Origin of the sequence: Curtobacterium sp. MCBD17_019 (assembly GCF_003234555.1) — a bacterium.
Lineage (GTDB): Bacteria > Actinomycetota > Actinomycetes > Actinomycetales > Microbacteriaceae > Curtobacterium.
In genome coordinates, this window is record NZ_QKTT01000011.1 from 34,710 (window position 1) to 60,430 (window position 25,721).

The 25,721-nt window shown below is 70.4% G+C and carries 23 protein-coding genes; 5 read left to right on the forward strand and 18 right to left on the reverse strand.

The window, feature by feature from the left end; all coding sequences use genetic code 11:
• Window positions 1–10: 10 nt before the first annotated feature.
• From DEI82_RS11150 to DEI82_RS11185, 8 genes are all read right to left on the reverse strand, one after another.
• Window positions 11–1,402, reverse strand: coding sequence for an MFS transporter (locus DEI82_RS11150; protein WP_111036800.1), 1,392 nt, complete (start codon window positions 1,400–1,402; stop codon window positions 11–13).
• Window positions 1,399–2,550, reverse strand: coding sequence for a cystathionine gamma-synthase (locus DEI82_RS11155; RefSeq protein ID WP_111036801.1), 1,152 nt, complete (start codon window positions 2,548–2,550; stop codon window positions 1,399–1,401). The genes DEI82_RS11150 and DEI82_RS11155 overlap by 4 nt, the downstream gene beginning before the upstream one ends.
• Before the next feature lie 79 nt (window positions 2,551–2,629).
• Complete coding sequence (locus DEI82_RS11160) at window positions 2,630–3,994, reverse strand: cystathionine beta-synthase (protein ID WP_111027063.1); 1,365 nt, start codon at window positions 3,992–3,994, stop codon at window positions 2,630–2,632.
• Between the two features lie 114 nt (window positions 3,995–4,108).
• Window positions 4,109–6,019 carry an ABC transporter ATP-binding protein gene (locus tag DEI82_RS11165; RefSeq protein ID WP_181434864.1) on the reverse strand — a complete coding sequence of 637 codons (1,911 nt, stop codon included), beginning with the start codon at window positions 6,017–6,019 and terminating at the stop codon, window positions 4,109–4,111.
• A 191-nt stretch (window positions 6,020–6,210) separates the two neighbouring features.
• Window positions 6,211–6,597, reverse strand: a complete 387-nt coding sequence (gene rplL / locus DEI82_RS11170; protein ID WP_111009457.1) for a 50S ribosomal protein L7/L12 — start codon at window positions 6,595–6,597, stop codon at window positions 6,211–6,213.
• 45 nt (window positions 6,598–6,642) lie between these two features.
• The gene (gene rplJ, locus DEI82_RS11175) at window positions 6,643–7,158 is read right to left on the reverse strand and encodes a 50S ribosomal protein L10 (RefSeq protein ID WP_111009456.1); all 516 of its coding nucleotides are present in this window, start codon (window positions 7,156–7,158) and stop codon (window positions 6,643–6,645) included.
• 255 nt (window positions 7,159–7,413) lie between these two features.
• Window positions 7,414–8,889, reverse strand: coding sequence for a cell wall metabolism sensor histidine kinase WalK (locus DEI82_RS11180; protein ID WP_111036802.1), 1,476 nt, complete (start codon window positions 8,887–8,889; stop codon window positions 7,414–7,416).
• A 48-nt stretch (window positions 8,890–8,937) separates the two neighbouring features.
• Complete coding sequence (locus DEI82_RS11185) at window positions 8,938–9,678, reverse strand: response regulator transcription factor (protein WP_111009454.1); 741 nt, start codon at window positions 9,676–9,678, stop codon at window positions 8,938–8,940.
• A gap of 199 nt (window positions 9,679–9,877) precedes the next feature.
• On the opposite strand from DEI82_RS11185, the gene DEI82_RS11190 reads away from it, so the two are divergent.
• The 3 genes from DEI82_RS11190 (at window position 9,878) to DEI82_RS11200 (ending at window position 13,934) form a co-directional block, all read left to right on the forward strand.
• Window positions 9,878–11,425, forward strand: a complete 1,548-nt coding sequence (locus DEI82_RS11190; RefSeq protein WP_181435190.1) for a bifunctional PIG-L family deacetylase/class I SAM-dependent methyltransferase — start codon at window positions 9,878–9,880, stop codon at window positions 11,423–11,425.
• Between the two features lie 143 nt (window positions 11,426–11,568).
• Window positions 11,569–13,128 carry an ABC transporter permease gene (locus DEI82_RS11195; RefSeq protein ID WP_111036804.1) on the forward strand — a complete coding sequence of 520 codons (1,560 nt, stop codon included), beginning with the start codon at window positions 11,569–11,571 and terminating at the stop codon, window positions 13,126–13,128.
• A gap of 131 nt (window positions 13,129–13,259) precedes the next feature.
• Window positions 13,260–13,934: an ABC transporter ATP-binding protein gene (locus DEI82_RS11200; RefSeq protein ID WP_111013594.1), complete on the forward strand. Its 675-nt coding sequence runs from the start codon at window positions 13,260–13,262 to the stop codon at window positions 13,932–13,934.
• A 91-nt stretch (window positions 13,935–14,025) separates the two neighbouring features.
• Here DEI82_RS11200 and DEI82_RS11205 read toward each other — a convergent pair whose 3' ends face one another.
• The 6 genes from DEI82_RS11205 to DEI82_RS11230 form a co-directional block, all read right to left on the reverse strand.
• The gene (locus tag DEI82_RS11205; RefSeq protein WP_111036858.1) at window positions 14,026–15,039 is read right to left on the reverse strand and encodes a biopolymer transporter Tol; all 1,014 of its coding nucleotides are present in this window, start codon (window positions 15,037–15,039) and stop codon (window positions 14,026–14,028) included.
• A gap of 172 nt (window positions 15,040–15,211) precedes the next feature.
• Window positions 15,212–16,051 carry a carbohydrate ABC transporter permease gene (locus DEI82_RS11210; RefSeq protein ID WP_111013529.1) on the reverse strand — a complete coding sequence of 280 codons (840 nt, stop codon included), beginning with the start codon at window positions 16,049–16,051 and terminating at the stop codon, window positions 15,212–15,214.
• A complete protein-coding gene (locus tag DEI82_RS11215) occupies window positions 16,044–17,039 on the reverse strand; it encodes a carbohydrate ABC transporter permease (protein ID WP_111009450.1) in 996 nt (331 codons plus the stop codon). Before DEI82_RS11215 ends, DEI82_RS11210 begins: the two co-directional genes overlap by 8 nt.
• Window positions 17,040–17,121: 82 nt before the next feature.
• Window positions 17,122–18,438: an ABC transporter substrate-binding protein gene (locus DEI82_RS11220; protein ID WP_111009449.1), complete on the reverse strand. Its 1,317-nt coding sequence runs from the start codon at window positions 18,436–18,438 to the stop codon at window positions 17,122–17,124.
• A gap of 111 nt (window positions 18,439–18,549) precedes the next feature.
• Window positions 18,550–19,665, reverse strand: coding sequence for a Gfo/Idh/MocA family protein (locus tag DEI82_RS11225; protein WP_111009448.1), 1,116 nt, complete (start codon window positions 19,663–19,665; stop codon window positions 18,550–18,552).
• Entirely contained in the window at window positions 19,662–20,408 is a 747-nt protein-coding gene (locus tag DEI82_RS11230) for a sugar phosphate isomerase/epimerase (RefSeq protein WP_111036805.1), read from the reverse strand. Before DEI82_RS11230 ends, DEI82_RS11225 begins: the two co-directional genes overlap by 4 nt.
• Before the next feature lie 176 nt (window positions 20,409–20,584).
• Between DEI82_RS11230 and DEI82_RS11235 the strand changes: the two genes are divergently transcribed.
• Both DEI82_RS11235 and DEI82_RS11240 read left to right on the forward strand, forming a co-directional pair.
• Window positions 20,585–21,799: an ROK family transcriptional regulator gene (locus DEI82_RS11235; RefSeq protein ID WP_111009446.1), complete on the forward strand. Its 1,215-nt coding sequence runs from the start codon at window positions 20,585–20,587 to the stop codon at window positions 21,797–21,799.
• A 28-nt stretch (window positions 21,800–21,827) separates the two neighbouring features.
• Window positions 21,828–22,472 carry a YqaJ viral recombinase family protein gene (locus tag DEI82_RS11240; protein ID WP_111013531.1) on the forward strand — a complete coding sequence of 215 codons (645 nt, stop codon included), beginning with the start codon at window positions 21,828–21,830 and terminating at the stop codon, window positions 22,470–22,472.
• An 8-nt stretch (window positions 22,473–22,480) separates the two neighbouring features.
• On the opposite strand, the gene DEI82_RS11245 is transcribed toward DEI82_RS11240, so the two are convergent.
• The 4 genes from DEI82_RS11245 to nusG all read right to left on the reverse strand — a co-directional run bounded on the left by DEI82_RS11245 (window position 22,481) and on the right by nusG (window position 25,686).
• Window positions 22,481–23,107 (reverse strand): Pr6Pr family membrane protein, encoded by a 627-nt coding sequence (locus tag DEI82_RS11245; protein ID WP_111009444.1) that lies wholly within the window; start codon window positions 23,105–23,107, stop codon window positions 22,481–22,483.
• 193 nt (window positions 23,108–23,300) lie between these two features.
• Window positions 23,301–23,993 (reverse strand): 50S ribosomal protein L1, encoded by a 693-nt coding sequence (rplA, locus tag DEI82_RS11250; RefSeq protein ID WP_111013533.1) that lies wholly within the window; start codon window positions 23,991–23,993, stop codon window positions 23,301–23,303.
• Between the two features lie 79 nt (window positions 23,994–24,072).
• Window positions 24,073–24,504 carry a 50S ribosomal protein L11 gene (rplK, locus tag DEI82_RS11255; protein ID WP_111009442.1) on the reverse strand — a complete coding sequence of 144 codons (432 nt, stop codon included), beginning with the start codon at window positions 24,502–24,504 and terminating at the stop codon, window positions 24,073–24,075.
• A gap of 126 nt (window positions 24,505–24,630) precedes the next feature.
• The gene (gene nusG, locus DEI82_RS11260) at window positions 24,631–25,686 is read right to left on the reverse strand and encodes a transcription termination/antitermination protein NusG (protein ID WP_111036806.1); all 1,056 of its coding nucleotides are present in this window, start codon (window positions 25,684–25,686) and stop codon (window positions 24,631–24,633) included.
• Window positions 25,687–25,721 lie beyond the last annotated feature (35 nt).

Genomic DNA, 25,721 nt, shown 5'->3' on the forward strand with positions numbered 1-25,721 from the left:
GCCCGCTCCGTCACCCGCGCGGGGCGGGCACGGGCCCGACGCGGCGGACGAGGGCCAGGCCGGCGAGCGCCACGAGCGTCATCGCGCCGAACACCACCGCGAACGACACGGTGGCCGCCCGACCCCCGAACGCCGTGAAGGCGACGCCCGTGATCGCGAGCCCCACGACCGCGCCGGTGGCGTCCCCGATCGCCAGGGCGGAACTCGCGGATCCCTGGTCCGCGCGGTCACTGAGCCGGAGTGTGAGCATCGAGGTCCGCGGGTAGACGATCCCCATGCCGGCACCCGCCACGAACCAGCCGGCGATCATCACGACCGGCAGGACACCGGTGACGGCGACGACGAACGCGGCGAGCAGCCCGAGCGCCACGAGCGTCAGTCCGATGCTGAAGGTGCGGCGCGCCGTGAGCACCCGTTCCGGGATCCGGCCGTGGGCCCAGCTCGCGGCGGCCCAGCTGATCGCCGCCAGGGTCAGGGTGACACCGGCCGCCGACGGGCTGAACCCGTGGTGCGCCTGGAGCAGGTACGGCAGGTACACCTCGCTGCCCATGTAGGCGGCGCCGGCGACGGCGCGCATCACGACGACTGCCGGGAGGCCCGGTGCGACCCGGAACGTCCCCGCCGGCAGCAGGGGGCGCAGCCCGACCACCGCGACCACGAGTCCGACGGCGAGCACGAGGGGCCCGAGTGCGCCGGCGAGGTCCGGGGCGGTGTTGAGCCCGAGCACCGCGACGGCCGCGACGGCGGACCAGGCGATGCGCGGGCCCGGCCACGCTGGTCGGTCCGCGACGTCGGGGACCGGGAGACGCCGGAGGCTCGGCAGCAGGAGGACGAACGAACCGACGGCGATGACGAGCGCGCCGACGAACACCCAGTGCCAGCCCCACGTGTCCGTCACGACACCGGCGGCCGCCGGACCGACGAGGCCCGGCACGACCCACGCGCCGGCGAAGCCCGCGAAGATCCGTCCGTGCAGGTGCTCGGGGTAGATCCGCGACACGATGACGTACAGCACGACCGTGAGGGCCCCCGCGCCGAAGCCCTCGACGAGGCGTCCGCCGAGGAACACCGGCATCGACCCCGCCAGGGCCACGATCGCCGTGCCGAGCGCGAAGAGCAGCGCGGAGACGATCGTGACCACGCGTGCCCCCGACCGGTCCGCCCAGGTGCCGGCCACCACCATGCCCGGCACCCCTGCGGCGAGCGGCGCGGCGAAGGCCAGCGAGTACAGCGCCTCGCCGTCGAGGTCGCGGCTGATCACCGGCATGATCGTGGCCATCGCCAGGTTCTGGAACGCGCTGACGGCGACGATCGCGACCATGCCGACGGTCGGCAGGACGTATCCGCGTCCCAGGATGCCCGCGCGCCCCGGCATCGCCGCGCGCCCGGGCGGGATGGTCACCGCGTCAGGGCCTGCTCGACGTCGGCCACGAGGTCGGCGACGTCCTCGATGCCGACCGACAGGCGGACCACGTGCTCGGGCACCGCGAGCTCGGTGCCCTTGACCGACGCGTGGGTCATCTCGCTCGGGTATCCGATGAGCGACTCGACACCACCGAGCGACTCCGCGAGCTGGAACACCTCGGTGGACTCGGCGAACCGGCGTGCGGCCTCCGGACCACCTGTCAGCGCGACCGACAGCATGCCGCCGAACCCGCGCATCTGCTTCGCCGCGATCCCGTGACCCGGGTGGGACTCGAGGCCCGGGTAGAACACCCGCTCGACCGCCGGGTGCCCGACGAGCGCCTCGGCGACGGCCTGCGCGTTCGCCGAGTGCCGTTCCATCCGGACCGCCAGCGTCTTGATGCCCCGGGTCGTCAGCCAGGCGTCCATGGGCCCGGAGATCGCTCCTGCGGCGAACTGCACGAAGCCGACGCGCTCGGCGAGCTCCTCGTCGCGCAGCACGATCGCACCGCCCACGACGTCCGAGTGGCCACCGAGGTACTTCGTGGTGGAGTACGCGACGACGTCGGCACCGAGCGCGAGCGGCTGCTGGAGGTACGGGGACGCGAAGGTGTTGTCGACGACGACGAGTGCGCCGACCTCGTGCCCGATCGCGGCGAGCGCGGCGATGTCGACGATCTTCATCAGGGGGTTCGTCGGCGTCTCGACCCAGAGCACCACCGTGCGGCCGGGCTCCCCTGCCTGGAGGACGGCGCGCACCGCGTCGAGGTCGCTCATCTCGACGGTGGTGAGCTCGACCCCCCACGGCACGTGCAGGCGGTTCACGAGGCGGTGGGTGCCGCCGTAGACGTCGTTGCCCATCACGACGTGGGCGCCCGGCGCGAGGACGGCGCGGAGCAGGGCGTCCTCGGCGGCGAGGCCGGACGAGAACGACAACGCCCGGACGCCGCCGTCGAGGTCGGCGAGTTGCTCCTGCAGGGAGTCACGTGTGGGGTTGCCGGACCGTGAGTACTCGTACCCGTTGCGCATCCGCCCGATGCCGTCCTGCACGAACGTCGAGGTGAGGAACACGGGCGGGACCACCGCACCGGTGCGCTCGTCGGGCTCCTGCCCGGAGTGGATCGCGCGGGTGGAGAACTCGGCCATGGGGTGACTCCTGGTGATGACGGCGGGGTGGATGGTCGGACGGCTCCACGGCGGGGCTGCCCAGCGGGGCCGGGAACGGCTACGCGGACAGGAACGCGAGCAGGTCGTGGCGGGTGACGACCGAGACGGGCTTGCCGTCCTCGACGACGAGCAGGGCGTTCGTGTCCTCGAGCGCACGGCGGGCAGCCGTGACGGACTCACCGATGCCGATGATCGGCAGCGGGTCGCCGACCGAGGCCGACAGCGAGTCGGTCATGCGGGCCGCGCCCGTGAACACGGCCTCGAGCAGCTCCTGCTCCTCGATCGCGCCGACGACCTCGCCGATGACGACGGGCGGCTCGGCCGAGAGCACCGGCATCTGCGAGACCCCGTACGTCTTCATGATGTCGATGACGTCGCGCACGGTGTCCGACGGGTGGGCGTGCACGAGGTCCGGCAGGGCGCCGGTCTTGGCCTGCAGGAGTGCGCCGACCGTGCGCTCGTCCTCGGTCTCGACGAATCCGTACGAGCGCATCCAGCGCTCGTTGAAGATCTTGCCGAGGTAGCCACGGCCCCCGTCCGGCAGGAGCACGACGACGACGTCGTCCGGTCCGAGGTCGCGCGCGGCACGGAGGGCGGCCACGACGGCCATGCCGCTGGAGCCACCGACGAGCAGGCCCTCCTCGCGGGCGAGGCGGCGGGTCATCGCGAACGACTCCGCGTCCGAGACCGCGATGACCTCGTCGACGACGCTGCCGTCGTAGGCGGGCGGCCAGAAGTCCTCACCGACACCCTCGACGAGGTACGGGCGTCCGGTGCCGCCGGAGTAGACGCTGCCCTCGGGGTCCGCACCGACGATGCGCACGCCGCCCTCCGAGACCTCCTTGAGGTACCGTCCCGTCCCGCTGATCGTGCCGCCGGTTCCGACGCCCGCGACGAAGTGCGTGATCGTCCCGTCGGTGTCCCGCCAGATCTCGGGGCCGGTCGTCTCGTAGTGGCTGCGCGGCCCGTTCGGGTTGGCGTACTGGTTCGGTTTGAACGCGCCGGGGATCTCCTGCACCAGGCGGTCGGAGACCGAGTAGTAGGACTCGGGGTGCTCCGGCGGCACGGCGGTCGGGGTGATGACGATCTCGGCACCGTAGGCGGTGAGGACGTTGCGCTTGTCCTCGCCGACCTTGTCGGGGAGGACGAAGACGCACCGGTACCCACGCTGCTGGGCGACGAGCGCCAGACCGACGCCGGTGTTGCCGCTCGTGGGCTCGACGATCGTGCCGCCCGGTCCGAGCTGCCCCTTCGCCTCGGCGTCGTCCATGATCCGGGTGGCGATGCGGTCCTTGGCCGAGCCACCCGGGTTGAAGTACTCGACCTTGACGAGGACGGTCGCGGCGATCCCCGCCGTCACCGAGTTGAGGCGGACGAGCGGGGTGTTCCCGACCAGGTCGATGACGGAGTTGGCGTAGCGCACGGTCATCGAGTGTACGTCGTGCCCCTGCCGCATGACCTGGCAGGTCGGCGAACGCCCCCGGCAGCGGACGTCGCACGGGTCTCCCGCGGCGCCGCGCCTGCTGAGGCCCTGCGTTCAGGCCTCGACGCCCTGGGCAGCGGCGACCACCGGCTCGTTCTGCTGACGGTGCAGCGCCGCGTAGACACCGCCGAGTGCCAGGAGCTCCTCGTGGTCGCCGCGCTCGACGATCCGGCCGTGATCGACGACGAAGATGACGTCGGCGTCCCGCACGGTGGACAACCGGTGCGCGATCGCGATCGTCGTCCGACCGCGGGCGGCCGCGTCCAGGGCGTCCTGCACCACCCGCTCCGAGATGGAGTCGAGCGCGCTCGTCGCCTCGTCGAGCACGAGCACCGGCGGGTCCTTGAGCAGGACGCGCGCGATCGCGATGCGCTGCTTCTCGCCGCCGGAGAGTCGGTAGCCGCGCTCCCCCACGACGGTCGCGTAGCCGTCGGGGAACGACTGGATCGTCGCGTCGATGTTGGCGGCACGGGCGGCCGCGCGGAGCTCGTCGTCGGTCGCGTCCGGCTTGGCGTAGCGGAGGTTGTCGGCGATCGTCGCGTGGAACAGGTAGGTCTCCTGGCTCACGACGCCGACGTGCCGCACCAGGTCGTCCTGCGCGATCGCGCGGACGTCGGTGCCAGCGAACCGGACCGTGCCCGTCGTCGCGTCGTACAACCGGGGCACGAGGTACGAGATCGTGGTCTTGCCGGCGCCCGACGGTCCGACGAACGCGGCGAAACGTCCGGGCTCGAGGTCGAACGACAGCCCACGGAGCGTCGGCTCGTCCGGGTCGCCGTCCGGGTAGACGAACGTGACGTCCTCGAACGCGAGCGCGCCGATCCGTGACTCGTCCACGGGGACGGGATCCGCCGGGTCGGTGATGGCCGGCCGCAGGTCGAGGTACTCGAAGATGCGCGCGAACAGCGCCCCGGACGTCTGCAGGTCGAGCACGACGCGGAGCAACCCGACCGTCGGGAACAAGAGCCGCGACTGCACGGTGGTGAACGCGACGATCGTCCCGGCGGTGACGGGCACACCACCGACGATGAGCCAGGCCGCGACGAGGTAGATGATCGCCGGGATCACGGACAGGAAGATCTGCACGATCGCGAAGAACCACTGCCCGGACATCTGCTGACGCACCTGCAGGCGGATCTGGTTGCGGTTCTCGGCCTCGTACCGGTCGATCTCGGCGCCCTGGCGGTTGAAGCTCTTGGCGAGCAGGATGCCCGACACGCTCAGGGCCTCCTGGGTGATCGCCGTCATGTCCGACAGGGACTCCTGCGTCTCGGCGGCGATGCGGGCGCGGACCCGGCCGACGCGACGCTGCGCGATCACCAGCAGCGGCAGGAGCACGACCGCGACGATCGTCATCTGCCAACTGAGCAGCACCATCGCGACGACGGCGGCGATCACGGTCACGGTGTTGCCGAGGACGGACGAGATGGTGTTGTTGAGGACGCTCGCGACCCCACCGACGTCGTTCTGGAGGCGCGACTGGATGACACCGGTCTTCGTGCGCGTGAAGAACGCGAGTTCCATGCGCTGCAGGTGACCGAACAGCTGCGTGCGCATGGCACCCATCACCCGGTTGCCGACGGTCGCGGTCAGGTAGGTCTGCCAGACGCCGAGCCCCGCCGACGCGATCCACAGCGCGACCATGCCCGCGACGAGCCATCCGAGCACGGGCAGGTCGGGATGTCCGGACCGGGGGAAGAGCCCGAGGTCGAACGCCTTCTGGGTGAGCAGCGGCGGGATCACGCTGAGCGCCGCCCCGAGGAGCACGAGCACGACGGTCCCGATGATCGCCGTCCGATGCGGCCGGAACAGCCCCGCGATGCGACCGAGCAGGTCGGGGATCTTCGGCGCTGCCGCGTTCATGGCCCGCTGGGCGTCCGGGTCGCCGCTCGAGATCCGGTTGCCGCGCATGGGTCCGCCCCCGCCGCCGCCCCGCATGCCACCGCCGCCGGCGACGGCGTCCATCCGGCTCACGGCGCGATCCTCGTCATGAGGGTCCAGGGTAGTCGCGCGCGCCGACGCGGACGGGCGCCGTCGCACCGTCGGTGAGCGCGCGTGTGGCGCCCGGCGACGACGGGCGGTGCATTGCCGGGGAACGACGGAGGCCGCCGTCCCCGAGGGGACGACGGCCTCCGTGCGAGCGGTACCGACGGGTCTTACTTGACCGTGACGGTCGCGCCAGCGCCCTTGAGCTGGTCGGCGGCCTTGTCGGCGGTCTCCTTGTTGACGCCCTCGAGGACGTTCGCGGGGGCACCGTCGACGAGCGCCTTCGCCTCGCCGAGGCCGAGGCTCGTGAGGGCGCGCACCTCCTTGATGACCTGGATCTTCTTGTCGCCGGCGGACTCGAGCACGACGTCGAACTCCGTCTTCTCCTCGACCTCCTCGGCCGGGGCGGCGCCCGCGCCACCAGCGGCGGCGACGGCGACGGGAGCGGCGGCGGTGACCTCGAAGACCTCCTCGAACTTCTTGACGAAGTCCGAGAGCTCGATGAGCGTGAGCTCCTTGAAGGCGTCGATGAGCTCGTCCTGGGACAGCTTGGCCATTGTTCTCTCCTTGCTACGTGGTGTGGTTGTCTACCGCAGGCCCGATCAGGCTGCGGACTCCTGCTTCTCGCGCAGTGCCTCGACGGTGCGGACGGCCTGCGAGAGGGGCGCGTTGAACAGGTACGCGGCGCCGAACAGCGATGCCTTGAAGGCGCCGGCCAGCTTGCCGAGCAGCACCTCCCGCGACTCGAGGTCGGCGAGCTTGTCCACCTCAGAAGCGGTCAGGGGGTTACCGTCGAAGTACCCCCCCTTGACCACGAGCTGAGGGTTCGCCTTGGCGAATGCACGCAGCGACTTCGCGACGGCGACGGTGTCACCGTGCACGAAGGCGATCGCGGACGGACCGGCCAGCTCGTCGTCGAACGACGAGATGCCCGCCTCGTTGGCAGCGATCTTCGTGAGCGTGTTCTTCACCACGGCGTACGTGGCGTGCTCGCGGATGTCAGTCCGCAGCTGCTTGAGCTGGGCAACCGTGAGACCGCGGTACTCGGTCAGCAGGACGGCGTTCGAGTTGCGGAAGTGATCCGACAGCTCGGCGACCGCAGCTTCCTTGTTCGCCATGGCTCTCCTTAGGGTCTGTGCCGGCAGCCCCCGGTCCCGAACACGAAAAAAGCTCCGGCGCAGAGGCTCGGAGCTGGACCCACGCGAGGCGTGTGAGCGGTTCGGAACACCTGCGCGGGCTGCCTCGTCGGACGAGGACCTTCGGCCACCACACCAGCGACAGTGGGAACTGTGCAGGCACGGCGGCAACCGGCGGTCTTTGGCTTCCGAAAGCGTACCAGTCCCGCCGCAGGGCCACAACCGGCGGACGACCGCTCACGCGCCCGACGCGGCGACTCCCGATCGGCGCAGGTCGTCCGGGCTCGACGGCACCGCCGGCAGACGGACCGTGAACACCGTGTCGCCCGGGACACTCCGGACGGACACGACGCCGCCGTGGGCCTGGACGACCGCGTCGACGATCGCGAGCCCGAGGCCGGTCGATCCGGCGGTCCGGCTCCGCGAGCTGTCGGCACGCGCGAACCGCTCGAACATCTTCGGCAGGAACGCGGGGTCGATTCCCTGTCCGGTGTCGCGGACGGTCAGGTCCACCCCCTCCGGCCCGGTCGCGATCCCGACCGTGATCCGGGTGCCGTCCGGGGTGTGCGTGCGGGCGTTCGTGACGAGGTTGACGACCACCTGGTGCAACCGTGCGGCGTCGCCGAGCACCACGACGGGCTCGTCCGGCACGTCCACGTCGATGAGATGGCCGGGACTGGCGGCGTGCGCGTCGTTCACGGCGTCGAGGACGAGCCCGGTCAGGTCGACGTCGTCGAACTGGATCTCGCGCCCCTCGTCGAGTCGGGCGAGCAGCAGCAGGTCCTCGACCATCCCGGTCATCCGGACGGACTCGGCCTCCACGCGACTCATGGCGTACACGACGTCGTCGGGCAGGTCGACGGACATGCGCCGCGTCAGTTCGGCGTACCCGCGGATGGAGGCCAACGGGGTCCGGAGCTCGTGCGACGCGTCGGCGACGAACTGCCGGACCTTGTCCTCGCTGGCCTCACGGGCACGCATGGCGTCGCCGATGTGGCCGAGCATGCGGTTGAAGGCGGTGCCGACGCGCCCGACCTCGGTCCGCGGGTCGGTGTCCTGCTGCGGCACGCGCACGTCGGCGAGCTGGTCGCCCCGGACGAGCGGCAGGCGCGCGACCGTCGTCGCGGTCTCGGCGACGCGTTCGAGCGGGCGCAGGGAACGGCGGACGGCGTACGTGGCGACGAGGCTCGCGGCGACGAGCGCGACGACCATCACGACGACGACCACCCAGATGAGGTTCCAGATGCTCGCGTAGACCGGGGCCATCGGCAGGCCGACGACGAGCACGCCGTTCGTGGTCGCGACCGCGGCGACCCGGTAGTCACCGACGCTGCCCCCGAGGCGCACGGTCTGCGCCCCGTTCCCCACGGTCGCCTGCGCGAGCGTCTGCGCCTGGCCCGCGGTGAGCTGCTTGATGGAGCCGCTCTCCTGGATGATCGTGCTGAAGACACGGTTCCCGTTGAGGTACACGGCCGTGAGCGTGCCGGCCGCTTGACCCGCCGGTCGGGCGAGGTCGTCGGGAGGCGCGCCTCCGAATCCGCCGCCGCCCTGGTTCAGGTGGCTCTGCGCCCGGTCCGTCGCGTGTTCGATCTGCGAGTCGATGCTCGTCGTCTGGATGGTCGCGAGCGCGATGATGCTGCCCGCGCCGATCACCGCGCTCACGGCGACGACGAGGGCGACGATGCTGAGCACGAGGCGTCGACGGAGCGTCATGGGTGGAGGTGCCTTCGTCGGGGCGGTCCGGGCGTGGTCACCCGTCGGTCAGGACGTCGGCTTGATGACGTAGCCGACGCCGCGGACCGTGTGGATCATCGGAGTCTCGCCCGCGTCGATCTTCTTGCGCAGGTACGAGATGTAGATCTCGACCACGCTCGACTTGCCACCGAAGTCGTAGCTCCAGACGCGGTCGAGGATCTGTGCCTTCGAGAGCACGCGTCGCGGGTTCCGCATGAGGAAGCGGAGGAGCTCGAACTCGGTGGCGGTGAGTTCGATCGACCGACCGGCACGGTGCACCTCGTACGACTCCTCGTCGAGCACGAGGTCGCCGACGGTGATCGTGGAGTCACCGGCCTCGGCGATGCTGATCTGCGACCGTCGGATCAGTCCGCGAAGCCGCGCCACGACCTCCTCGAGGCTGAACGGCTTCGTGACGTAGTCGTCGCCGCCCGCCGTGAGCCCGCTCACCCGGTCCTCGACGCTGTCCTTCGCGGTGAGGAAGAGGACGGGGGTGTCGTCGTTGTTCTGCCGGAGTCGGTTGAGGACCTGGAGGCCGTCGAGGTCCGGCATCATCACGTCGAGCACCATCGCGTCCGGCCGGAACTCGCGGGCCTTGGCCAGGGCGTCCTGACCGCCGTTCGCGCTCGTGACGTCCCATCCCTCGTACCGCAGGGCCATGGAGAGCAGGTCGGTCAGGCTGGACTCGTCGTCGACGACGAGGATGCGCAACGGCGAGCCGTCGGCACGGGTGAGACGGGGAGCGGCTGAGGGCTGGGAGATGGTCACGTCTTCCGAGTATCTGGACTCGCCTATGAGCAGTCTGAGGAGGACCGGAGGACCGCCTGTGGATGCGATGGCGTCGGCATCCCCGACATCTGTCGGGCGGCGGCGCAGCCGCTCCTCCGTGCGTACGGTGGCAGGGTGCTCCACCCGACCGCCGCGCCGTCCGCGCACCACCCGTCCGACACGACCGAGGAGGACTGACATGGTGAGCTTCGACCACCGGGAGCCCGGCACCGACCCCGCGTCGTGGACGACGTTCCTCGCGGAGCGGACGACGGAGCGGCTCGACCTCGACGGGATCGCGTCGGTCGTGGTGCTCGCACCCCACCCGGACGACGAGACCCTCGCCGCCGGGGGGCTGCTGGCGACGGCCGCCGAACTCGGGTTGCCGGCACGGGTCCTGCTCGCCACGCGCGGCGAGCGGTCGCACCCGGACTCCCCGACGACCACGCCCGAGCGGCTCGCCGCGCTCCGCGAGTCCGAGTTCGCGACGGCGCTCCAGGTGCTCCAGCCGGACATCCGCGCCACCCGCGTCCGCCTGCCGGACGGCGAGCTCCGCGAGCACCGCTCGACGTTGCGTGACGCGCTCGACCACGTCCTCGCGGGCATGCCGACCCCGACCCTCCTCGCGGCGCCGTGGACGGGTGACGGTGACCGCGACCACCGCGCCGCGGGCGAGGTGGCCGAGGAGGCCGCCGCCGCCCACGACGGCGTGACGCTCGTCGAGTACCCGATCTGGATGTGGCACTGGGACGACCCCGCGTCGGCGAGCGGTCCGTGGGACCGTGTCACGGCCCTCCCGGTCCCGCCCGCGCTGCGTGAGCGGAAGTTCATCGCGCTCACGATGTACGCGTCGCAGGTCGGCGCGCTCTCGGACGCCCCGGGCGACGAGGCGATCGTCGACCTCCGTCACCTCGAGCACTTCACGCGCGCGGAGGAGGTCTTCTTCCGCATCGCCGCCACCGAGCGGCCGAGCATCGAGGAGCCCGGAACGACGGCAGCACTCGCCGAGGAGGAGCCCGGAACCACGGCAGCACCCGCCGAGGAGGAGCCCGGAACCACGGCAGCACCCGCCGAGGAGGACCCCAGGACGACCCCCGCACCGGGCGGGGGCGAGGCCGGACCGGCGGACCAGCCGTCGCCGGACGGGTCCGGCTCGCGGACCCGCGCGTCCTCCGAGGCGCACTCCGCGCGCCGACCGGACGGCCGGGACTTCGAGCACGAGTGGTACGAGCGCCGGAAGCGGGCCGTCACGATGGCGGCGCTCCCGCGTGAGCGCTGGCGGTCCGCGCTCGAGATCGGCTGCGCGACGGGGTTCCTCACCCGTGAGCTCACGGAGCGGACGGACGCGGTGCTCGGCGTCGACATGGCCCGGGCATCCCTCGAGCAGGCCCGCCGCACGGCACCGCGCGCGACGTTCCTCCGCATGACCGTCCCCCAGGAGTGGCCGGACGGGCGCTTCGACCTCGTCGTGCTGTCCGAGGTCGGCCACGACCTGAGCGCCGCCGACCTCGGAACGACGGTCGAGCGGGTGTTCCGGTCCCTCGACCCAGACGGGGTCCTCGTCGCATGCCACTGGCGCCACCCGATCGGCGACGCTGGGCTCGACGGCGACGCCGTGCACGCCCGCCTCCGCGCGCGCTGGCCCCGGTCACCGCTCGTGCACCACGAGGAGGACGACTTCGTCCTCGACGTGTTCCCCGGCCCGGCCGTCCCCTCGGTCGCGCAGGCGTCCGGTCTCGTCCGGTGAGGTGCTGAGCCGAGGTCGACCGCACTGGGGAATCCCATAGGAGCGGGCAACTCCGCGCACAGCACCCCTCCCTACGGTCTCCTCGTCGGCCCCGTCCTGCGACAGCATGACGGTGTTCCCCGCCGGCCCCTGCGAGGAGAACCATGTTCCTGACCTACCTCAGGCGCGAGCTCACGAACCGCAAGAAGCAGACCGTGATCATCGCGATCGGGATGGCGTTGGCCATCGCGCTCGTGATCATCGTGTCGTCGATCTCGAGCGGCGTGAAGGCAGCGCAGTCCACTGTGTTGCAGTCCGTGTACGGCGTCGGCACCGACATCACGGTCACCCAGACCGCGAGCGCCACCACGGACGGCGGCCGCCCGAGCTTCGGCTTCGGCCAGAGCGGCGGTGCCACCGGCAGCGACGGCACCACGAAGCTGTCGAAGTCGCGGCTGTCGGTCACCCGCGGCACCACCGCCATGTCGGACAGCACCGTGACGACGGTCACCTCCACGGCCGGCGTGTCCGCCGCGTCCGGGGTGCTGAACCTCACGAACAGCACGTTCTCGGGTTCCATCGCCCAGCGACAGGACTCGTCCTCCGGCACGTCGGGCTCGTCCGGCTCGTCCGGCACGCGTCAGGCGCCGACGGGCGGTCAGGGCGGCGGGTTCGGCGGCGGGAACTTCAGCATCGACGAGTTCACGGTCACGGGCATCCCGACGAGCAGCAGCACGGTCGGCCCGCTGACGAGCGCGAAGCTCACGAAGGGGCGGGCGCTCCGGTCCTCGGACGCGGGCAAGGACGTCGTCGTGCTCGACAAGACGTACGCCAAGAGCCAGTCGAAGACCGTCGGCGACACCATCTCGATCGGCGACACGACGTTCACCGTGGTCGGCATCGTGGCGTCCACGTCGTCCGACTCCGCGACCGCGTCGGATTCGTACATCCCGCTCGACACCGCACAGAAGCTCTCGAGCGAGACCGGCAAGGTCACCACGATCTACGTCTCCGCGGCCTCGTCCTCGAACGTCAGCAGCATCAAGACCGCGCTCGAGAAGAAGCTCACCAAGGCGACCGTCTCCACCGAGGCCGACCTCGCATCGAGCGTGTCCGGGTCCCTCTCGACCGCGTCGAGCCTCGTGTCGAACCTCGGCACCTGGCTGTCGATCGTGGTCCTCGCCGCCGCGTTCCTCATCGCCATCCTGTTCACGATCTCCGGCGTCAGCCGCCGCACCCGCGAGTTCGGCACCCTGAAGGCCATCGGCTGGTCCAACGGCCGCATCACCCGGCAGGTCGCCGGGGAGTCGTTCGTCCAGGGCATCATCGGCGGCGTCGTCGGAGCCGTCGCGGGCCTGGTCGGCATCCTCGTCATCAACGTCATCGCCCCCACCATCTCCGCCAGCGCCTCCAGCACCGGCACGAACGGGGCCCGTGGCGGCGCCGGCACCGGCGGCGGGTTCCCCGGGGCCGCCGCCACCGGCGCGGCGAACGCCGGCACGAGCGGATCCGGTGCGACCTCGGGTGGGTTCGGCGGGGCGGGGGGCTTCGGCGGCGGACAGACGGCCTCGACCACCGACGTCGTGCTGCATGCCCCCGTCACCGTCGAGATCATCCTCGTCGCGATCGGTCTGGCGATCCTCGGCGGGCTGCTCGCCGGTGTCCTCGGCGGCTGGCGGGCCTCCCGGCTCCGCCCGGCAGAAGCACTCCGGAGCGTCGCCTGATGCCCACCGACACGTCCTCGAACCCCTCTCGGATCCCGAGCGCCACCGACCAGTCAGGAGCACCGATGTCCACCACGGACCGCGTCTCGACCATCGCACCCGCCGCAGCACCGGCCAGCGGGAACCGCCCGATGTACCAGCTGAGCGGCGTCGGCAAGACCTACGCCCAGAAGAACAAGAAGGTCACCGCCCTGGCCGGGGTCGACCTCGAGATCCCGACCGGCCAGCTCGTCGCGATCCAGGGTCCGACCGGCGGCGGCAAGTCGACGCTGCTGCAGATGCTCGGCGCGCTCGACCGACCCACGTCCGGGTCCGTCGTGCTCGGCGACCGGGACATCGCCAAGCTCGGCGACGGCGCCCTCACCGAGATCCGGGCATCCGAGATCGGGTTCGTGTTCCAGTCCTTCAACCTCATCCCGACGCTGACCGCCCGCGAGAACGTCGAGACGGCGTTCGCGGGGTCGCTCGCCCGGTCGTCACGTGACGAGATCACCCGGAGCGCGACCGCGGCGCTCGAGTCGGTCGGACTGGGCGAGCGCCTCGAGCACCTGCCCGCCGAGCTGTCCGGCGGCCAGCAGCAGCGTGTCGCGATCGCCCGGGCGCTGGTCAAGAACCCGAAGGTGCTCCTGGCGGACGAACCGACGGGGGCACTCGACGAGGGCACCCGTGACGAGATCATGTCGATCATCGAGGGTCAGTGGAAGGACCGCGGCCTGACGGTCGTCATCGTGACGCACGACTCGTGGGTCGCCCGCCGCGCCGAGCGCCGTCTGCACATCAAGAACGGCCAGGTGCGCGACATCTGACCGTCCCGCACGCACGGCATCTGCGCCGAAATTGCACGACACGCCGCTTCCCCACGACGGGAGGCGGCGTGTCGTGCGATCTCGACGCGGGTCAGTCGACTGGGTAGTCGCAGTAGGCGAACCACGTCGAGCTCGGCGCCCACGGCGGCACGTTCACCGTCCCCTGGCCACCCTGCATCACCGCGACGGTCCGCGGAGCCTCGGTCGTGGTCCCGAGCACGGCGTCACCGGGGAGCATCCGGAGTTCGACGTCGCGGTCGGCCGGGTGCCCCTGGGTACCCGTCGGGTACGCCAGGTACAGCAGGTGCCGGCCGTCCGGGGACGGGTGGGGGAACCAGTTCACGCGCTCGTCGTGCGTCAGTTGCTCCGCTCGTTCCGTCAGCGCGGGGTGCTCCGCGGTGCTGTCCGGCACCCCGTCGAGTCGCAACCGTGTCAGCTGCGCGTGCCCGGGCTCGGGCTCCCATCGTTCGGAGTTCCAGAGCAGGGCGGACCCGTCCGGGGCGAACACCACGCCGTCGTCGGCGTGCTCGTCGCGCGTCACGAACGTCGGCTCGCCGGTCGCCGGGTCCACGAGCGCGACGTCCGTCGACCACACGCCGTCGTCCGACAGCTCGCCGACGATCGCCGCGAGCGAGGACCCGTCGGGCGCGACGCCGTGCAGGTAGAACTTGCGGCGGACCGGCGCGGCGGCGGCGTCGGTGATGCGCTCGGCAGGCTCGGCCGCGGTGCCCTCGGGCAGTGCGACGCGGTAGAGGTCGCCGTCGCGGGCGGAGACCACGATCGAGGTGCCGGACGGATCGAGCACGTGGTCGTTGTTGATCTCCGGGACACCGTCCATCGGGACCCGCGCCAGGTCGTTCTCGTCGAGGACCACGCCGGTCCGCGGCACGGGGAGCGTGAAGAGGTCGCCGTCGCCGTTGAGCACGAGCCGTTCGTCCGAGGTCCCCGCCCGGTCGATCCACACGTTCGGCGCCTCGACGAGCACGCGGTCACTCACGAACACGACGCGGTCCTCACCGGTCGTCACGTCGACCACGTGCACCCGGCTCGTCTGTCCGGGCCGCAGCTGCCGCCCGCGCGGCTCACTCGTGCTGTCGTCGCTCATGGTCTCCATCCTCTCCTGGTCCGCCGCCGTCCGCCGGTCGCTCGGACGCGCCGTGCGGAGACAGGTCGGCCTGTCCCGCCGGCTCCGGACCGTCGCGCCAGCGACGGGGCGACCGTGCCGGGAGGGACGGTGCGGGTCCGACCCGCACCGTCCCTCCGCGAGTGGCTCGTCCCTACTTGACGGCGCCTGCGGTCAGACCGGCGACGAACTGCCGCTGGACGATGAGGAACGCGACGACGACCGGGATGCTGACCACGAGCGAGGCGGCCATGATCTGGTTCCAGTACACGTTCGTCTGGGTCGAGTACTGCTGCAGGCCCACGGCGAGGGTCTGCGAGTTCCCGTTCGTCAGGACGGACGCGAACAGCACCTCACCCCAGCTCGTCATGAACGAGTAGATCGCGACGGCCACGATGCCCGGTCGCGCGGCCGGCAGGATCACCCGGAACAACGCCCCGAGCGGACCCGACCCGTCCACCATGGCGGCCTCGTCGAGATCGCGCGGGATGGTCTCGAAGTAGCCGGCGAGCATCCAGATCGAGAACGGCAGCACGAACGTCAGGTAGGTGATGATCAGGCCGAGCTGGGTGCCGACGAGCTGGATGCCGAGCAGCTGGTCCAGGTTGACGAAGATGAGGTACAGCGGCAGCAGGAACAGCACGCCGGGGAACATCTGGGTCGCCAGGATCGAGGTGGTGAACGTGCTGCGACCGCGGAACGTCCACCGCGACACCGCGTAGGCGGCGAAGATCGCGATGGCGAGCGAGAACAGCGTCGCGATCGAGCAGACGACCAGGCTGTTCACGAAGTAGGTCGCCAGCGGCACCGTGGTCCAGATGTCGATGAACGGCTGGAAGGTGAGGTGTGTCGGGATCCACGTGAACGCGCCCTGCACGTCACCGAGCGGCTTGAGGGCCGAGGTGATCATGACGTACAGGGGCACGATCGTGAAGATCGACAGCAGGACGATGACGATGACGCGGAACGTCTTGGAGCCAGTTGTCTCACGCACGCTGGGACCTCCGGTTGGTGAAGAGCAGGTAGGCGCTCGTGACGATGAGCAGGAACAGCAACAGCAGCACGCTCATCGCGGCACCGGAGCCGAAGTTCCACGTGATGAACGAGGCGTTGTAGATGTGGAACGAGATGAGGTCCGCGGCCGGCGGCTGCGCGGTCGAGCCGAACAGCACGTAGGGCGTGTTGAAGTCGTTGAACGTCCAGAGGAACATCACGAGGACCAGGGTGACGTTGACCGACCGCACCATCGGCAGGGTGATGCTGCGCCACTGCCGGAACGGCTTGGCGCCGTCCACCGAGCTCGCCTCGTAGACGTCCTGCGGGATCGACTGCAGGCCTGCCATGAGCATGAGGAACGCGAACGGCCACAGCCGCCAGATGGCGACGATCACGATCGCGACGAACGCGTTGTTGCCGATGAGCCAGAACGGACCGTGCGCCATGAGGTGCAGCTGGTCGACGAGGATGTGGTTGATCGCGCCGGTGTCGCGCTGGAACATGAACTTCCAGGCGATGATGCCGGCGTAGAGGGGCAGCGCGTAGGGCACCAGGAACAGTGTGCGGAACAGGGAGCGTCCGCGGAACTCGCGCTGCAGGGCGACCGCCGCGGCCATGCCGAGGACCCACGCGAACCCGACCACCAGGACGGTGAACCCGCACGTCACCAGGAACGAGTTGAGCAGGCTCTTGCCGATCGCCTGGTTGAAGTCGAGCGCCACGCTGTAGTTGTGCAGGCCCGCCCACGGTGCGCTCGACCAGTTGGCGATGAAGTACTTGGTGAGCTGGACGAGGCTGATCCAGATGCCGGTGAGCATCGGGACGATGTGGATGAGCAGCTCGAACAGGATCGCGGGAGCCAGGAGCACGTACGGCAGCCACTGCCCGTGACGGCGCCGCTTGGGCGGCTTGTTCGCGAGCGTGGACCGTGAGTCGGTCGTCAGCTCCGCAGCTCGGGACGACTCGGGGAGGACCGTCGTTGACATGTGGATCACCTTCCGGCGGGTGCAGGGATGGGAAGGGGCGGCGCCCCGGGCGATGGCACCATCGCCCGGGGCGCCGTCGGGATCAGCCGTTGGCCTGGGACACCTGGTCCTGCGCGGTCTGCAGCGCCGACTTGATCTGGCTGGTCGACACCGTGCTGCCGGTGGCGATCTTGGCGAACATGTCGTTCATCGACTTGCCCACGGTGGACTCGAACTGGTCCTCGGCCGGCACCAGCGGCAGCGGCTTCGCCATCGTGTTGTAGATGTTGAGGAACGTCTTCGTCTCGGCGGACAGGTCCGTCGCGTTCGCGGCGCTCTTGAGCACCGGCAGGGCCGCGTACGGCTTGTCGAGGGTCGCCTGGGTGCTCTCGCTCGTCATGAACTTGACGAACTTGAGGGCGCCGTCCTTGTTCTTCGTGTTCTTGAAGATGGACAGGTTGATACCGGCCGGGAAGCTCGCGATCTGCTTCGCACCCGTCGGCGCCGGGAAGGGCACCACACCGTACTTGTCGGCGGACATGCCGTTCGACTGGATGGTGGCGTCGGCGTTGTTCTGGTTGAGGATCATCGCCGCCTTGCCCTTGGCGAAGTCCGACGTCGACTGCGTCGCGTTGTCGTACTGGGCGTTCGAGGTGTTCACGGCCTTCTGGGTCTGCATCAGGTCGAGGTACCGCTTGATGCCGTTGACGTTCGCGGTCGAGGTGAACGTCGGGTCACCCTTGCTGTTGAACCACTGGCCACCGTTCTGCGCCGAGTTGATGAACGCGAAGTGCGCGTTCTCGGTGTAGGAACCCGCGGCGAGGGAGAAACCGTACTGACCCTTGGCCGGGTCGGTGAGCTTCTGCGCGTCGCTCGTCAGTTCCTCCCACGTCGTCGGCGGCTTGAGACCGGCGGCGGCGAACATGGCCTTGTTGTAGAAGAGGCCGTAGGCGAGGCCGTAGAGCGGGACGCTCGTCACGGTCTTGCCGGGGGCACCACCGGTGGACAGCGGCACCTTGCCGAACTTGTCCGAGCCGCCGATCGCCTTCATCGCCGAGCTGTCGAACGGCATGAACGCGCCGGTGGCCTGGAGCGACGTCGCCCAGGTGTTGCCGATGTTGACCACGTCCGGGCCCTGGCCACTCGTGACCGCGGTCTGGATCTTGTTCTGCAGGTCGTTCCACCCGATGACCTGGAGGTTCACCTTGATCCCGGTCTGCTTGGTGAACTTGGCCAGCTCCGGCGTGAGCACCTCCTTGTCGTTCTGGAGGCTCGTGCCCTGGTTGCTCGCCCAGTAGGTGAGCGTCTTGCCGTCGCTGCTGGAGGATCCGGATGAACCGGAGGAGGAACAGGCCGCGAGGCCCGTGACCATCAGTGCGCCTGCGGCGGCGACGGCCAGTGCGCGGAATGTGGTGCGCATGACTCTCTGCTTTCTCGTCGTTGAGTGGGAGGTGCTATCGGGAAGGGAAAAGAAGGGAAACGGAAGTTCGGGGACCCGCGCGGCCGTCGGTGTCGGCCGCGCGGGTCGGGGTCAGGCGAGCGTCGACGCCGCGGGGTCGAAGTCCTCGGGGAGGACGGGACTCGAGGACACCGTGCTCTCGACGCGGACGGGGCCGTGCTGCTCGGCGGCCTCGGCGATCGAGACCATGACGTCGAGCACGTGGAACGCCAGCGCACCGGGGACGCGTTCGGGCACGTCGGCGCGGATCGCGCGAGCGAGCTCGACGACGCCGGTCCCCCGCGTGTAGGTCGACCCCGTGGCGGGGATGACCTCGGGCTCCTCGGAGCCGGCGGTCCAGAGCTTCGTGTCCCCGTCGAACATGTTCGGGTCGGGGAACACCACGGTGCCCGTCTCGCCCGAGACCTCGACGAACCCGGCACGCGGCTGGGCCGACTCGAAGCTGAAGATGCTCTGCGCGCTGCCACCGTTCTCGAACTCGATGAGCGCCGAGTAGTGCGTCGGGACCTCGACCGGGAACTCCGTGCCGGCCTTCGGCCCGGACCCGATCACACGGGTGGCGCGGGCCTTCGACGCGGTTGCGCTCACCTGCGCGACCGGGCCGAACACCTGGACGAGCGTCGTCAGGTAGTACGGGCCGATGTCGAACAGCGGGCCACCGCCGAACGCGAACAGGAACTCGGGGCTCGGGTGCCAGGACTCGGGCCCGGGGCTCTGCATGATCGTCAACGCGTTGAGGGGCGTGCCGATCGCGCCACCGGCGATGGTGCGGAGGGACGTCTGGAGCCCGGCGCCGAGGAACGTGTCCGGCGCGACGCACACGCGCTTGCCCGCGGCGTGGGCCGCCTCGACGAGGGCGCGGCCGCTCTCGCGGTCGAGGGCGTACGGCTTCTCGCCCCAGACGTGCTTGCCGGCCTCGAGTGCCTTGGTGGCGACCTCGACGTGGGCGGCGGGGATGGTCAGGTTCACGACGATCTCGATGTCGTCGATGGCGAGGAGTTCATCGACCGTGCCGGAGCCGGGGACGTTCCACTTCTCCGCCTGTGCCGCCGCACGCGGCAGGTCGATGTCCGCGATGAACAGGACCTCGAGGTCGGGGAAGACGGTGAGGTTGGAGAGGTACTGGTCGCTGATCACGCCGGCGCCGATGACGCCGACGCCGACCCGGCCGGTGCGTGCGGCGCTCATGCCCGGACCCCCGTGAGGAAGGCGTGGCTGTCGGCGACGGCCTGGAACACGTCGCCCTCGTGGTCGTCGAGTTCGATGACCTGCTGGGCCTGCGGCGCCGCGGCGATGATCTCGCGGACGGGCATGATGCCGTTGCCGACCGCGACCTGGGCCTTGTCGTTCTTCGTCCCGTCACCGTCCTTGACGTGCAGGAACCGGACCTTGTCACCGAGCTTGCCGAGGATCTCGACCGCGGAGTCACCCCCGACCTGGCACCAGTACGTGTCGAGCTCGAGCACGACGTCGTCGTGCAGGGCGTTCGCGAACACCTCGTAGGCGGAGACGCCGTCGATGCGGTGCTCGAACTCGAACGCGTGGTTGTGGTACCCGAGGGCCAACCCGTGGTCCGCTGCCCGTGCGGCGACGGCTCCGAGCTCGCGGGCGATCGCCTCGACGTCCTCGCGGGTGGTCCAGCGCGCCTCGTCGATGTGCGGGTCGATGAGCGTGGTGAGGCCGACGGTGACGCTCGCGCTGAGGATGCGATCGAGGTCGAGGCCGGCGTCGCCGAGGAGGCGAGCGTGACCGCTCGGCGCGGTGAGGCCCGTGGCCTGCAGCGCCTCGGCGTACTCGTCCGCGCGGTCGACGTAGCCGGCGAGCTCGACGTTCGTGAACCCGATGTCGGCGATGCGCCGCAGGGTTCCGGGTAGATCGGTCGCGATGGCGTCCCGGACGGTGTAGAGCTGGACCGAAAGCGGTGGGGTCACCTGGTTCTCCTCGTCGAGTGGTGCGGTACCGGCCGGTGTCGGTCCTCCTCCGCGAGGGGCGCCGGCGCTGGCCGCAGGTCACACTACGAGCACTTCTGCCGAGCGTCAAGCAGAAGTCCCATGTCGCTCGGCGATCTTGCTTGCTGCCGCCGTCGTTAGTGTGGTTCACTCCGACCATGGTCGATCTGACGCGTGCGGCAGCGCCGCCCACCGTCGGGGCGAGTGAGCTGTTCCAGATCCTGCGGGACGGCGTCCCCCGTACCCGCGCCGAACTCGCCGCCCGCACCGGGCTGTCCCGCTCGACCGTCAGCGTGCGCCTCGACGCGCTCGTCGAGGTCGGCCTCGTCGGCCCGCTCGACACCGCTGTCTCGACGGGCGGACGGCCACCCGCGCAGATCGCACTCCGACCGACCGCGCGGGTCGTCGCCGCCGCCGACCTCGGTGCCTCCCACGGGCGTGTCGCGCTGACCGACCTCATGGGCAACCGCCTCGCGATGGACGAGGCCCGCATCGACATCGCCGAGGGGCCCGTCCCGATCCTCGAGTGGCTCGTCGGGCGCCTGGACCTGCTGCTCGACCGGATCGGTCGCCGCCGCGAGGACGTCGTCGCCATCGGGATCGGTCTGCCGGGCCCGGTCGAGTTCTCCACCGGACGCCCCGCCAATCCGCCGATCATGCGCGGCTGGGACGGCTTCGACGTCCCCGGATGGGTGCGCCAGCACATCGACACCCACGTGCTCGTCGACAACGACGTCAACATCGCGGCGCTCGGCGAACGGGAGCACGCGTGGCCGGACGTCGACCACATGATGTTCGTCAAGGTCGCCACCGGTATCGGCTCCGGCATCGTGTCCGAGGGCCGCCTCCAGCGTGGCGCTCAGGGCACCGCCGGCGACATCGGGCACGTCCGCGTCGCCCGCGCGGGCGAGGTCCCCTGCCACTGCGGCAACACGGGCTGCCTGGAGGCCGTCGCCTCCGGTCCGGCGATCGCCCGCGCGCTGCGCGCGAAGGGCCACGACGTCACGTCGAGCGAGGACATCCTCGCGCTCGTCGCCCGCGCGGACATCGACGCGATCGGCGCCGTCCGGCAGGCCGGCCGCGACATCGGCGAGGTCCTCGCCACGTGCGTCTCGCTCATGAACCCGGCCGTCATCGCGCTCGGCGGGTCGATGGCGCAGGCGGGGGAACACCTCCTGGCCGGCGTGCGCGAGGTCGTCTACTCCCGATCCATGCCGCTCGCGACCTCGCACCTGGTCATCGCGCAGTCCCGCGCGGGCTCCGCCGCCGCGTTGCACGGCGCGTCCGCCCTGGCGATCGACTACGCGCTCTCCCCCGCAGGGATCGACGAGATGGTGGCCGTGGGCGAGGATCGCCGCCTCGTGTCCTCCTGACCGTCCCGGCGCGAGGGACAATGGTCGCGTGACCATCGTGCAGCCGACGCTCTCCCTCTGGGACGACGACGACGCGTACGACCGGTTCACGGTCCTCCGCGACCACACCGCGCGCATCCTGGCCGACGCGACCGACCGCGTCGGCTGGCTCCGTGCCCGCGCGGCCGGGATCACCGCGACCGACGTCGCCCGGCTCGCGTCCCTCCACGCCGTGGAGGCCGTGGTCGCCGACAAGCGCTACGGCTCACGGTTCTCGGGCAACGCGTTCACGGACCACGGTCGCGAACGCGAACCGGTGATCGCCGCCTGGGTCGCCGCCACGCACGGCATCGAACCGTCGAGCGCCCTGTTCCACGCCCGCACGAACCGAGCCCACCTCGCCACACCGGACGGCGTCGGACACGATCACCAGGGTCGTCTGGTGCTCGCCGAGATCAAGACGACGTCGACGGGCTGGCGTCGGATCCCCCGCCACTACCTGCGGCAGATCTGGTGGCAGCAGTACGTGCTCGGCGCTGAGCGCACGCTGTTCGTGTGGGAACGACACGACGACTTCGTGCCCGTCGCCGACGAGCCCGAGTGCCGCTGGGTGGATCGCGACGACGACCAGATCCGCGGGCTCGTCGAACTCGCCGACCTCGTGCTCGACCGCCTCCGCGTCGCCCGGAGCTGACGCCGGGGCTACCGCCGCTCGACGCGGAGGAGCCGCACCCGCGCCACCCGCGCGACGACGATGCCGATGAGGGTGATGAACACCCCGATCGCCACACATGCGATCGCCACGACGCCGTAGCCCTGCCGCGGATCGAGGAACGGGTACGGCACCCAGCCGTCGGTGCCGCCCCGGACGAGGACCACGCCGAGCCAGACCGCGGGGTAGACGAGGAACCACGGAACGCGCCGCAGCGAGATCGGACGTCGGTCGTCGACGAAGAGCCAGTCGAGTGCCAGGTAGAGCGGCACCCAGCGGTGCAGGACGTCGTTCGACCAGGCGAGCCCGAACGCGCCGAGCGGGACGTGCACGAGGAGGGTGTTGTACACGACGCCCGTCGTGGCCATGTACGTCGTGGCAGCGGCGCGCACGAACGTCAACCGGCTCGTCGACCGTCCACGCGCGGCGAGCACCACGACCGCGACGAGCACCACCGCGGCCACGCAGTTCGACTGGATGGTGAAGTACCCGAAGAAGTCCCACGGTCGGAACACGTCCCCGCGCACGAGCACCACGAGCTGTCCCACCACCGCGGTCACGATCGCGATCGCGACGACGAGCCGGACGGCGGACACGACGGTGAGGCTGGTGCGCACGTGGCTCACAGTAGTGGCCCCGGCTGCTGCACCGGGCCTCCCGACAGCTGCCTGTGGACGTCTGCGGAGCGCGGGCGGTGCTGTGGGCGGACGGTCCCTGTCGGCGGATGGTCCCCGGCGGCTCGGACGGCGCAGGAACGCGGAACGGCCCACACCGCGTGCAGCGGTGTGGGCCGTTCGGGTCCTCCGGGACTCAGCCGATCGCGTTGACGTCGAGCGGGATGCCCGGGCCGAACGTCGTCGAGATGGCGCCCTTCGTGATGTAGCGGCCCTTCGAGGCGCTCGGCTTGAGGCGGACGACCTCGTCGAGTGCGGCGGTGAGGTTCTCGTTCAGCTGCTCCGGCGTGAACGAGGCCTTGCCGACGACGAAGTGCACGTTGGCGTGCTTGTCGACGCGGAACTCGATCTTGCCGCCCTTGATGTCGTTCACCGCACCCGCGACGTTCGGGGTGACGGTGCCCGTGCGGGGGTTCGGCATGAGACCACGCGGGCCGAGGACGCGGCCGAGACGACCGACCTTGCCCATGAGTTCCGGCGTCGCGACGGCGGCGTCGAACGAGGTGTAACCGCCGGCCACCTTCTCGATGAGCTCGTCGCCACCGACCTCGTCGGCACCCGCGGCGATGGCGGCCTCGGCCGCCGCACCCGTCGCGAAGACGATGACCCGGGCGGTCTTGCCGGTGCCGTGCGGGAGGATGACGGTGCCGCGCACCATCTGGTCCGCCTTGCGGGGGTCGACGCCGAGCTTCAGCGCGACCTCGACGGTCGAGTCGAACTTGCTCGAGCCGGTCTCGCGCGCGATGTCGACGGCCTCGGACGGGGTGTAGTACCGGTCGGCCTCGATCTTCGCGGCCGCGGCCCGGTAGGCCTTGGAATTCTTCGCCATGGTGGTTCTCCTAGTCGAGAGTGTGGTTGACGAGCCTGGCGAGGCTCTCCCACGGGGGTGTCGGAAGGGGTGCGGGGCCTCAGGCCTCGACGGTGATGCCCATGGAGCGGGCGGTGCCGGCGATGATCTTCGCCGCGGCGTCGACGTCGTTGGCGTTGAGGTCGGCCTGCTTCGTCTCGGCGATCTGACGGACCTGGTCCATCGAGATGCGCGCGACCTTGACCGTGTGCGGGGTCGCGGACCCCTTCTGGATCCCGGCGGCCTTCTTGATGAGCTCGGCGGCCGGCGGGGTCTTGAGGACGAACGTGAACGAGCGGTCCTCGTACACGGTGATCTCGACCGGGACGACGTTGCCGCGCTGGGACTCGGTCGCCGCGTTGTAGGCCTTGCAGAACTCCATGATGTTCACGCCGTGCTGACCGAGCGCGGGACCGATCGGCGGGGCGGGGTTGGCCGCGCCGGCGTTGATCTGCAGCTTGATCAGGCCCGTGACCTTCTTCTTCGGAGCCATGTCTCTTCCTTCTCCTGGGTTCGAACGCACGGGGACCCGTGCACTCTCCCGCTCGTCCGGCCGTTCCGGACCGCGGTGGCGAGCTCGGTCCGCGATACGGATCCGAGCCCAAACTCGAACAGTCTACTAGAGCTTCGTCACCTGGTCGAAGCTGAGTTCGACCGGCGTCTCGCGCTCGAACAGCGAGACGAGGACCGTGAGCTTGCCGCTCTCCGGCTTGATCTCGGAGATCGACCCCGGCAGACCCGCGAACGAGCCCTCCTTGATGGTGATCGTCTCGCCGATCTCGAAGTCGACCTCGGCGGGGGTGACGCGCTGTGCCGCGGCACCACCCTTCGCGCCGCCCTTGGCCGGGGCCACCTCGGCCACCTGCACCAGGCTCTTCAGCATGCCGAAGGCCTCGTCGAAGCGGAGCGGCGTGGGGTTGTGCGCGTTGCCGACGAAGCCCGTGACGCCCGGCGTGTGACGCACGACCGACCAGCTGTCCTCGTCGAGGTCCATGCGGACGAGCACGTAACCCGGGATCCGGACACGCGTGACGAGCTTGCGCTGGCCGTTCTTGATCTCGACGACGTCCTCCATCGGGACCTCGACCTGGTAGATCGCGTCCTCCATGGACATCGACACCATGCGGTTCTCGATGTTGGACTTCACACGACGCTCGAAGCCGGCGTAGGAGTGGATGACGTACCACTTGCCCGGCTTCATCCGGAGCTCGGTCTTGAACGCCTCGTACGGGTCGACCTCGACCTCGTCCTCGTCCTCGTCGCCCAGCGCGTCGGCGGCCTCCTCGGCGGCCAGGTCCGCGTTGGCGGCGACGAGGTCACCCTCGGCCTCCTCGGCCTCGAGCTCGAGCTCTTCCTCGTCCTCCACCGCCTCGACGGCGGCCTCGGCCTCTTCCGGCGTGTCGATCTCGAGCGCGTCGTCGACGATCGCGTCGGCCTCGGGGTCGCGCGACTCGGCGAGGGCGGCGAGCGCCTCGTCGAACGCGTCGCCGTCGGTCGCGCCGGTGGCGAGGGCCTCGTCCTCGTCCTCGACGGACATGGCGCGCTCCTCGGCGGACTCGATCGAGCGGCCTTCGGAGGTCTCGACGTTGCCTTCCTGGTTCTCCTCGACCTCGGAGCCCTGCTCGGCGGCGGTCGAGAGGTCGATGTCGTCGCGAGCGCGAGAGTTGTCAGACACTGTCGGTTCTTTCCGTTCGGTTGGCGGATCGGGTG

Bases quoted from the DNA above. Each gene is read 5' to 3' on its own strand.
- DEI82_RS11155 (WP_111036801.1), bottom strand. From the start codon at position 2,550: ATGGCCGAGTTCTCCACCCGCGCGATCCACTCCGGGCAGGAGCCCGAC.
- DEI82_RS11165 (WP_181434864.1), bottom strand. From the start codon at position 6,019: ATGGACGCCGTCGCCGGCGGCGGTGGCATGCGGGGCGGCGGCGGGGGC.
- rplL (WP_111009457.1), bottom strand. From the start codon at position 6,597: ATGGCCAAGCTGTCCCAGGACGAGCTCATCGACGCCTTCAAGGAGCTC.
- rplJ (WP_111009456.1), bottom strand. From the start codon at position 7,158: ATGGCGAACAAGGAAGCTGCGGTCGCCGAGCTGTCGGATCACTTCCGC.
- DEI82_RS11180 (WP_111036802.1), bottom strand. From the start codon at position 8,889: ATGACGCTCCGTCGACGCCTCGTGCTCAGCATCGTCGCCCTCGTCGTC.
- DEI82_RS11190 (WP_181435190.1), top strand. From the start codon at position 9,878: ATGGTGAGCTTCGACCACCGGGAGCCCGGCACCGACCCCGCGTCGTGG.
- DEI82_RS11195 (WP_111036804.1), top strand. From the start codon at position 11,569: ATGTTCCTGACCTACCTCAGGCGCGAGCTCACGAACCGCAAGAAGCAG.
- DEI82_RS11200 (WP_111013594.1), top strand. From the start codon at position 13,260: ATGTACCAGCTGAGCGGCGTCGGCAAGACCTACGCCCAGAAGAACAAG.
- DEI82_RS11205 (WP_111036858.1), bottom strand. From the start codon at position 15,039: ATGAGCGACGACAGCACGAGTGAGCCGCGCGGGCGGCAGCTGCGGCCC.
- DEI82_RS11215 (WP_111009450.1), bottom strand. From the start codon at position 17,039: ATGTCAACGACGGTCCTCCCCGAGTCGTCCCGAGCTGCGGAGCTGACG.
- DEI82_RS11220 (WP_111009449.1), bottom strand. From the start codon at position 18,438: ATGCGCACCACATTCCGCGCACTGGCCGTCGCCGCCGCAGGCGCACTG.
- DEI82_RS11225 (WP_111009448.1), bottom strand. From the start codon at position 19,665: ATGAGCGCCGCACGCACCGGCCGGGTCGGCGTCGGCGTCATCGGCGCC.
- DEI82_RS11235 (WP_111009446.1), top strand. From the start codon at position 20,585: ATGGTCGATCTGACGCGTGCGGCAGCGCCGCCCACCGTCGGGGCGAGT.
- rplA (WP_111013533.1), bottom strand. From the start codon at position 23,993: ATGGCGAAGAATTCCAAGGCCTACCGGGCCGCGGCCGCGAAGATCGAG.
- rplK (WP_111009442.1), bottom strand. From the start codon at position 24,504: ATGGCTCCGAAGAAGAAGGTCACGGGCCTGATCAAGCTGCAGATCAAC.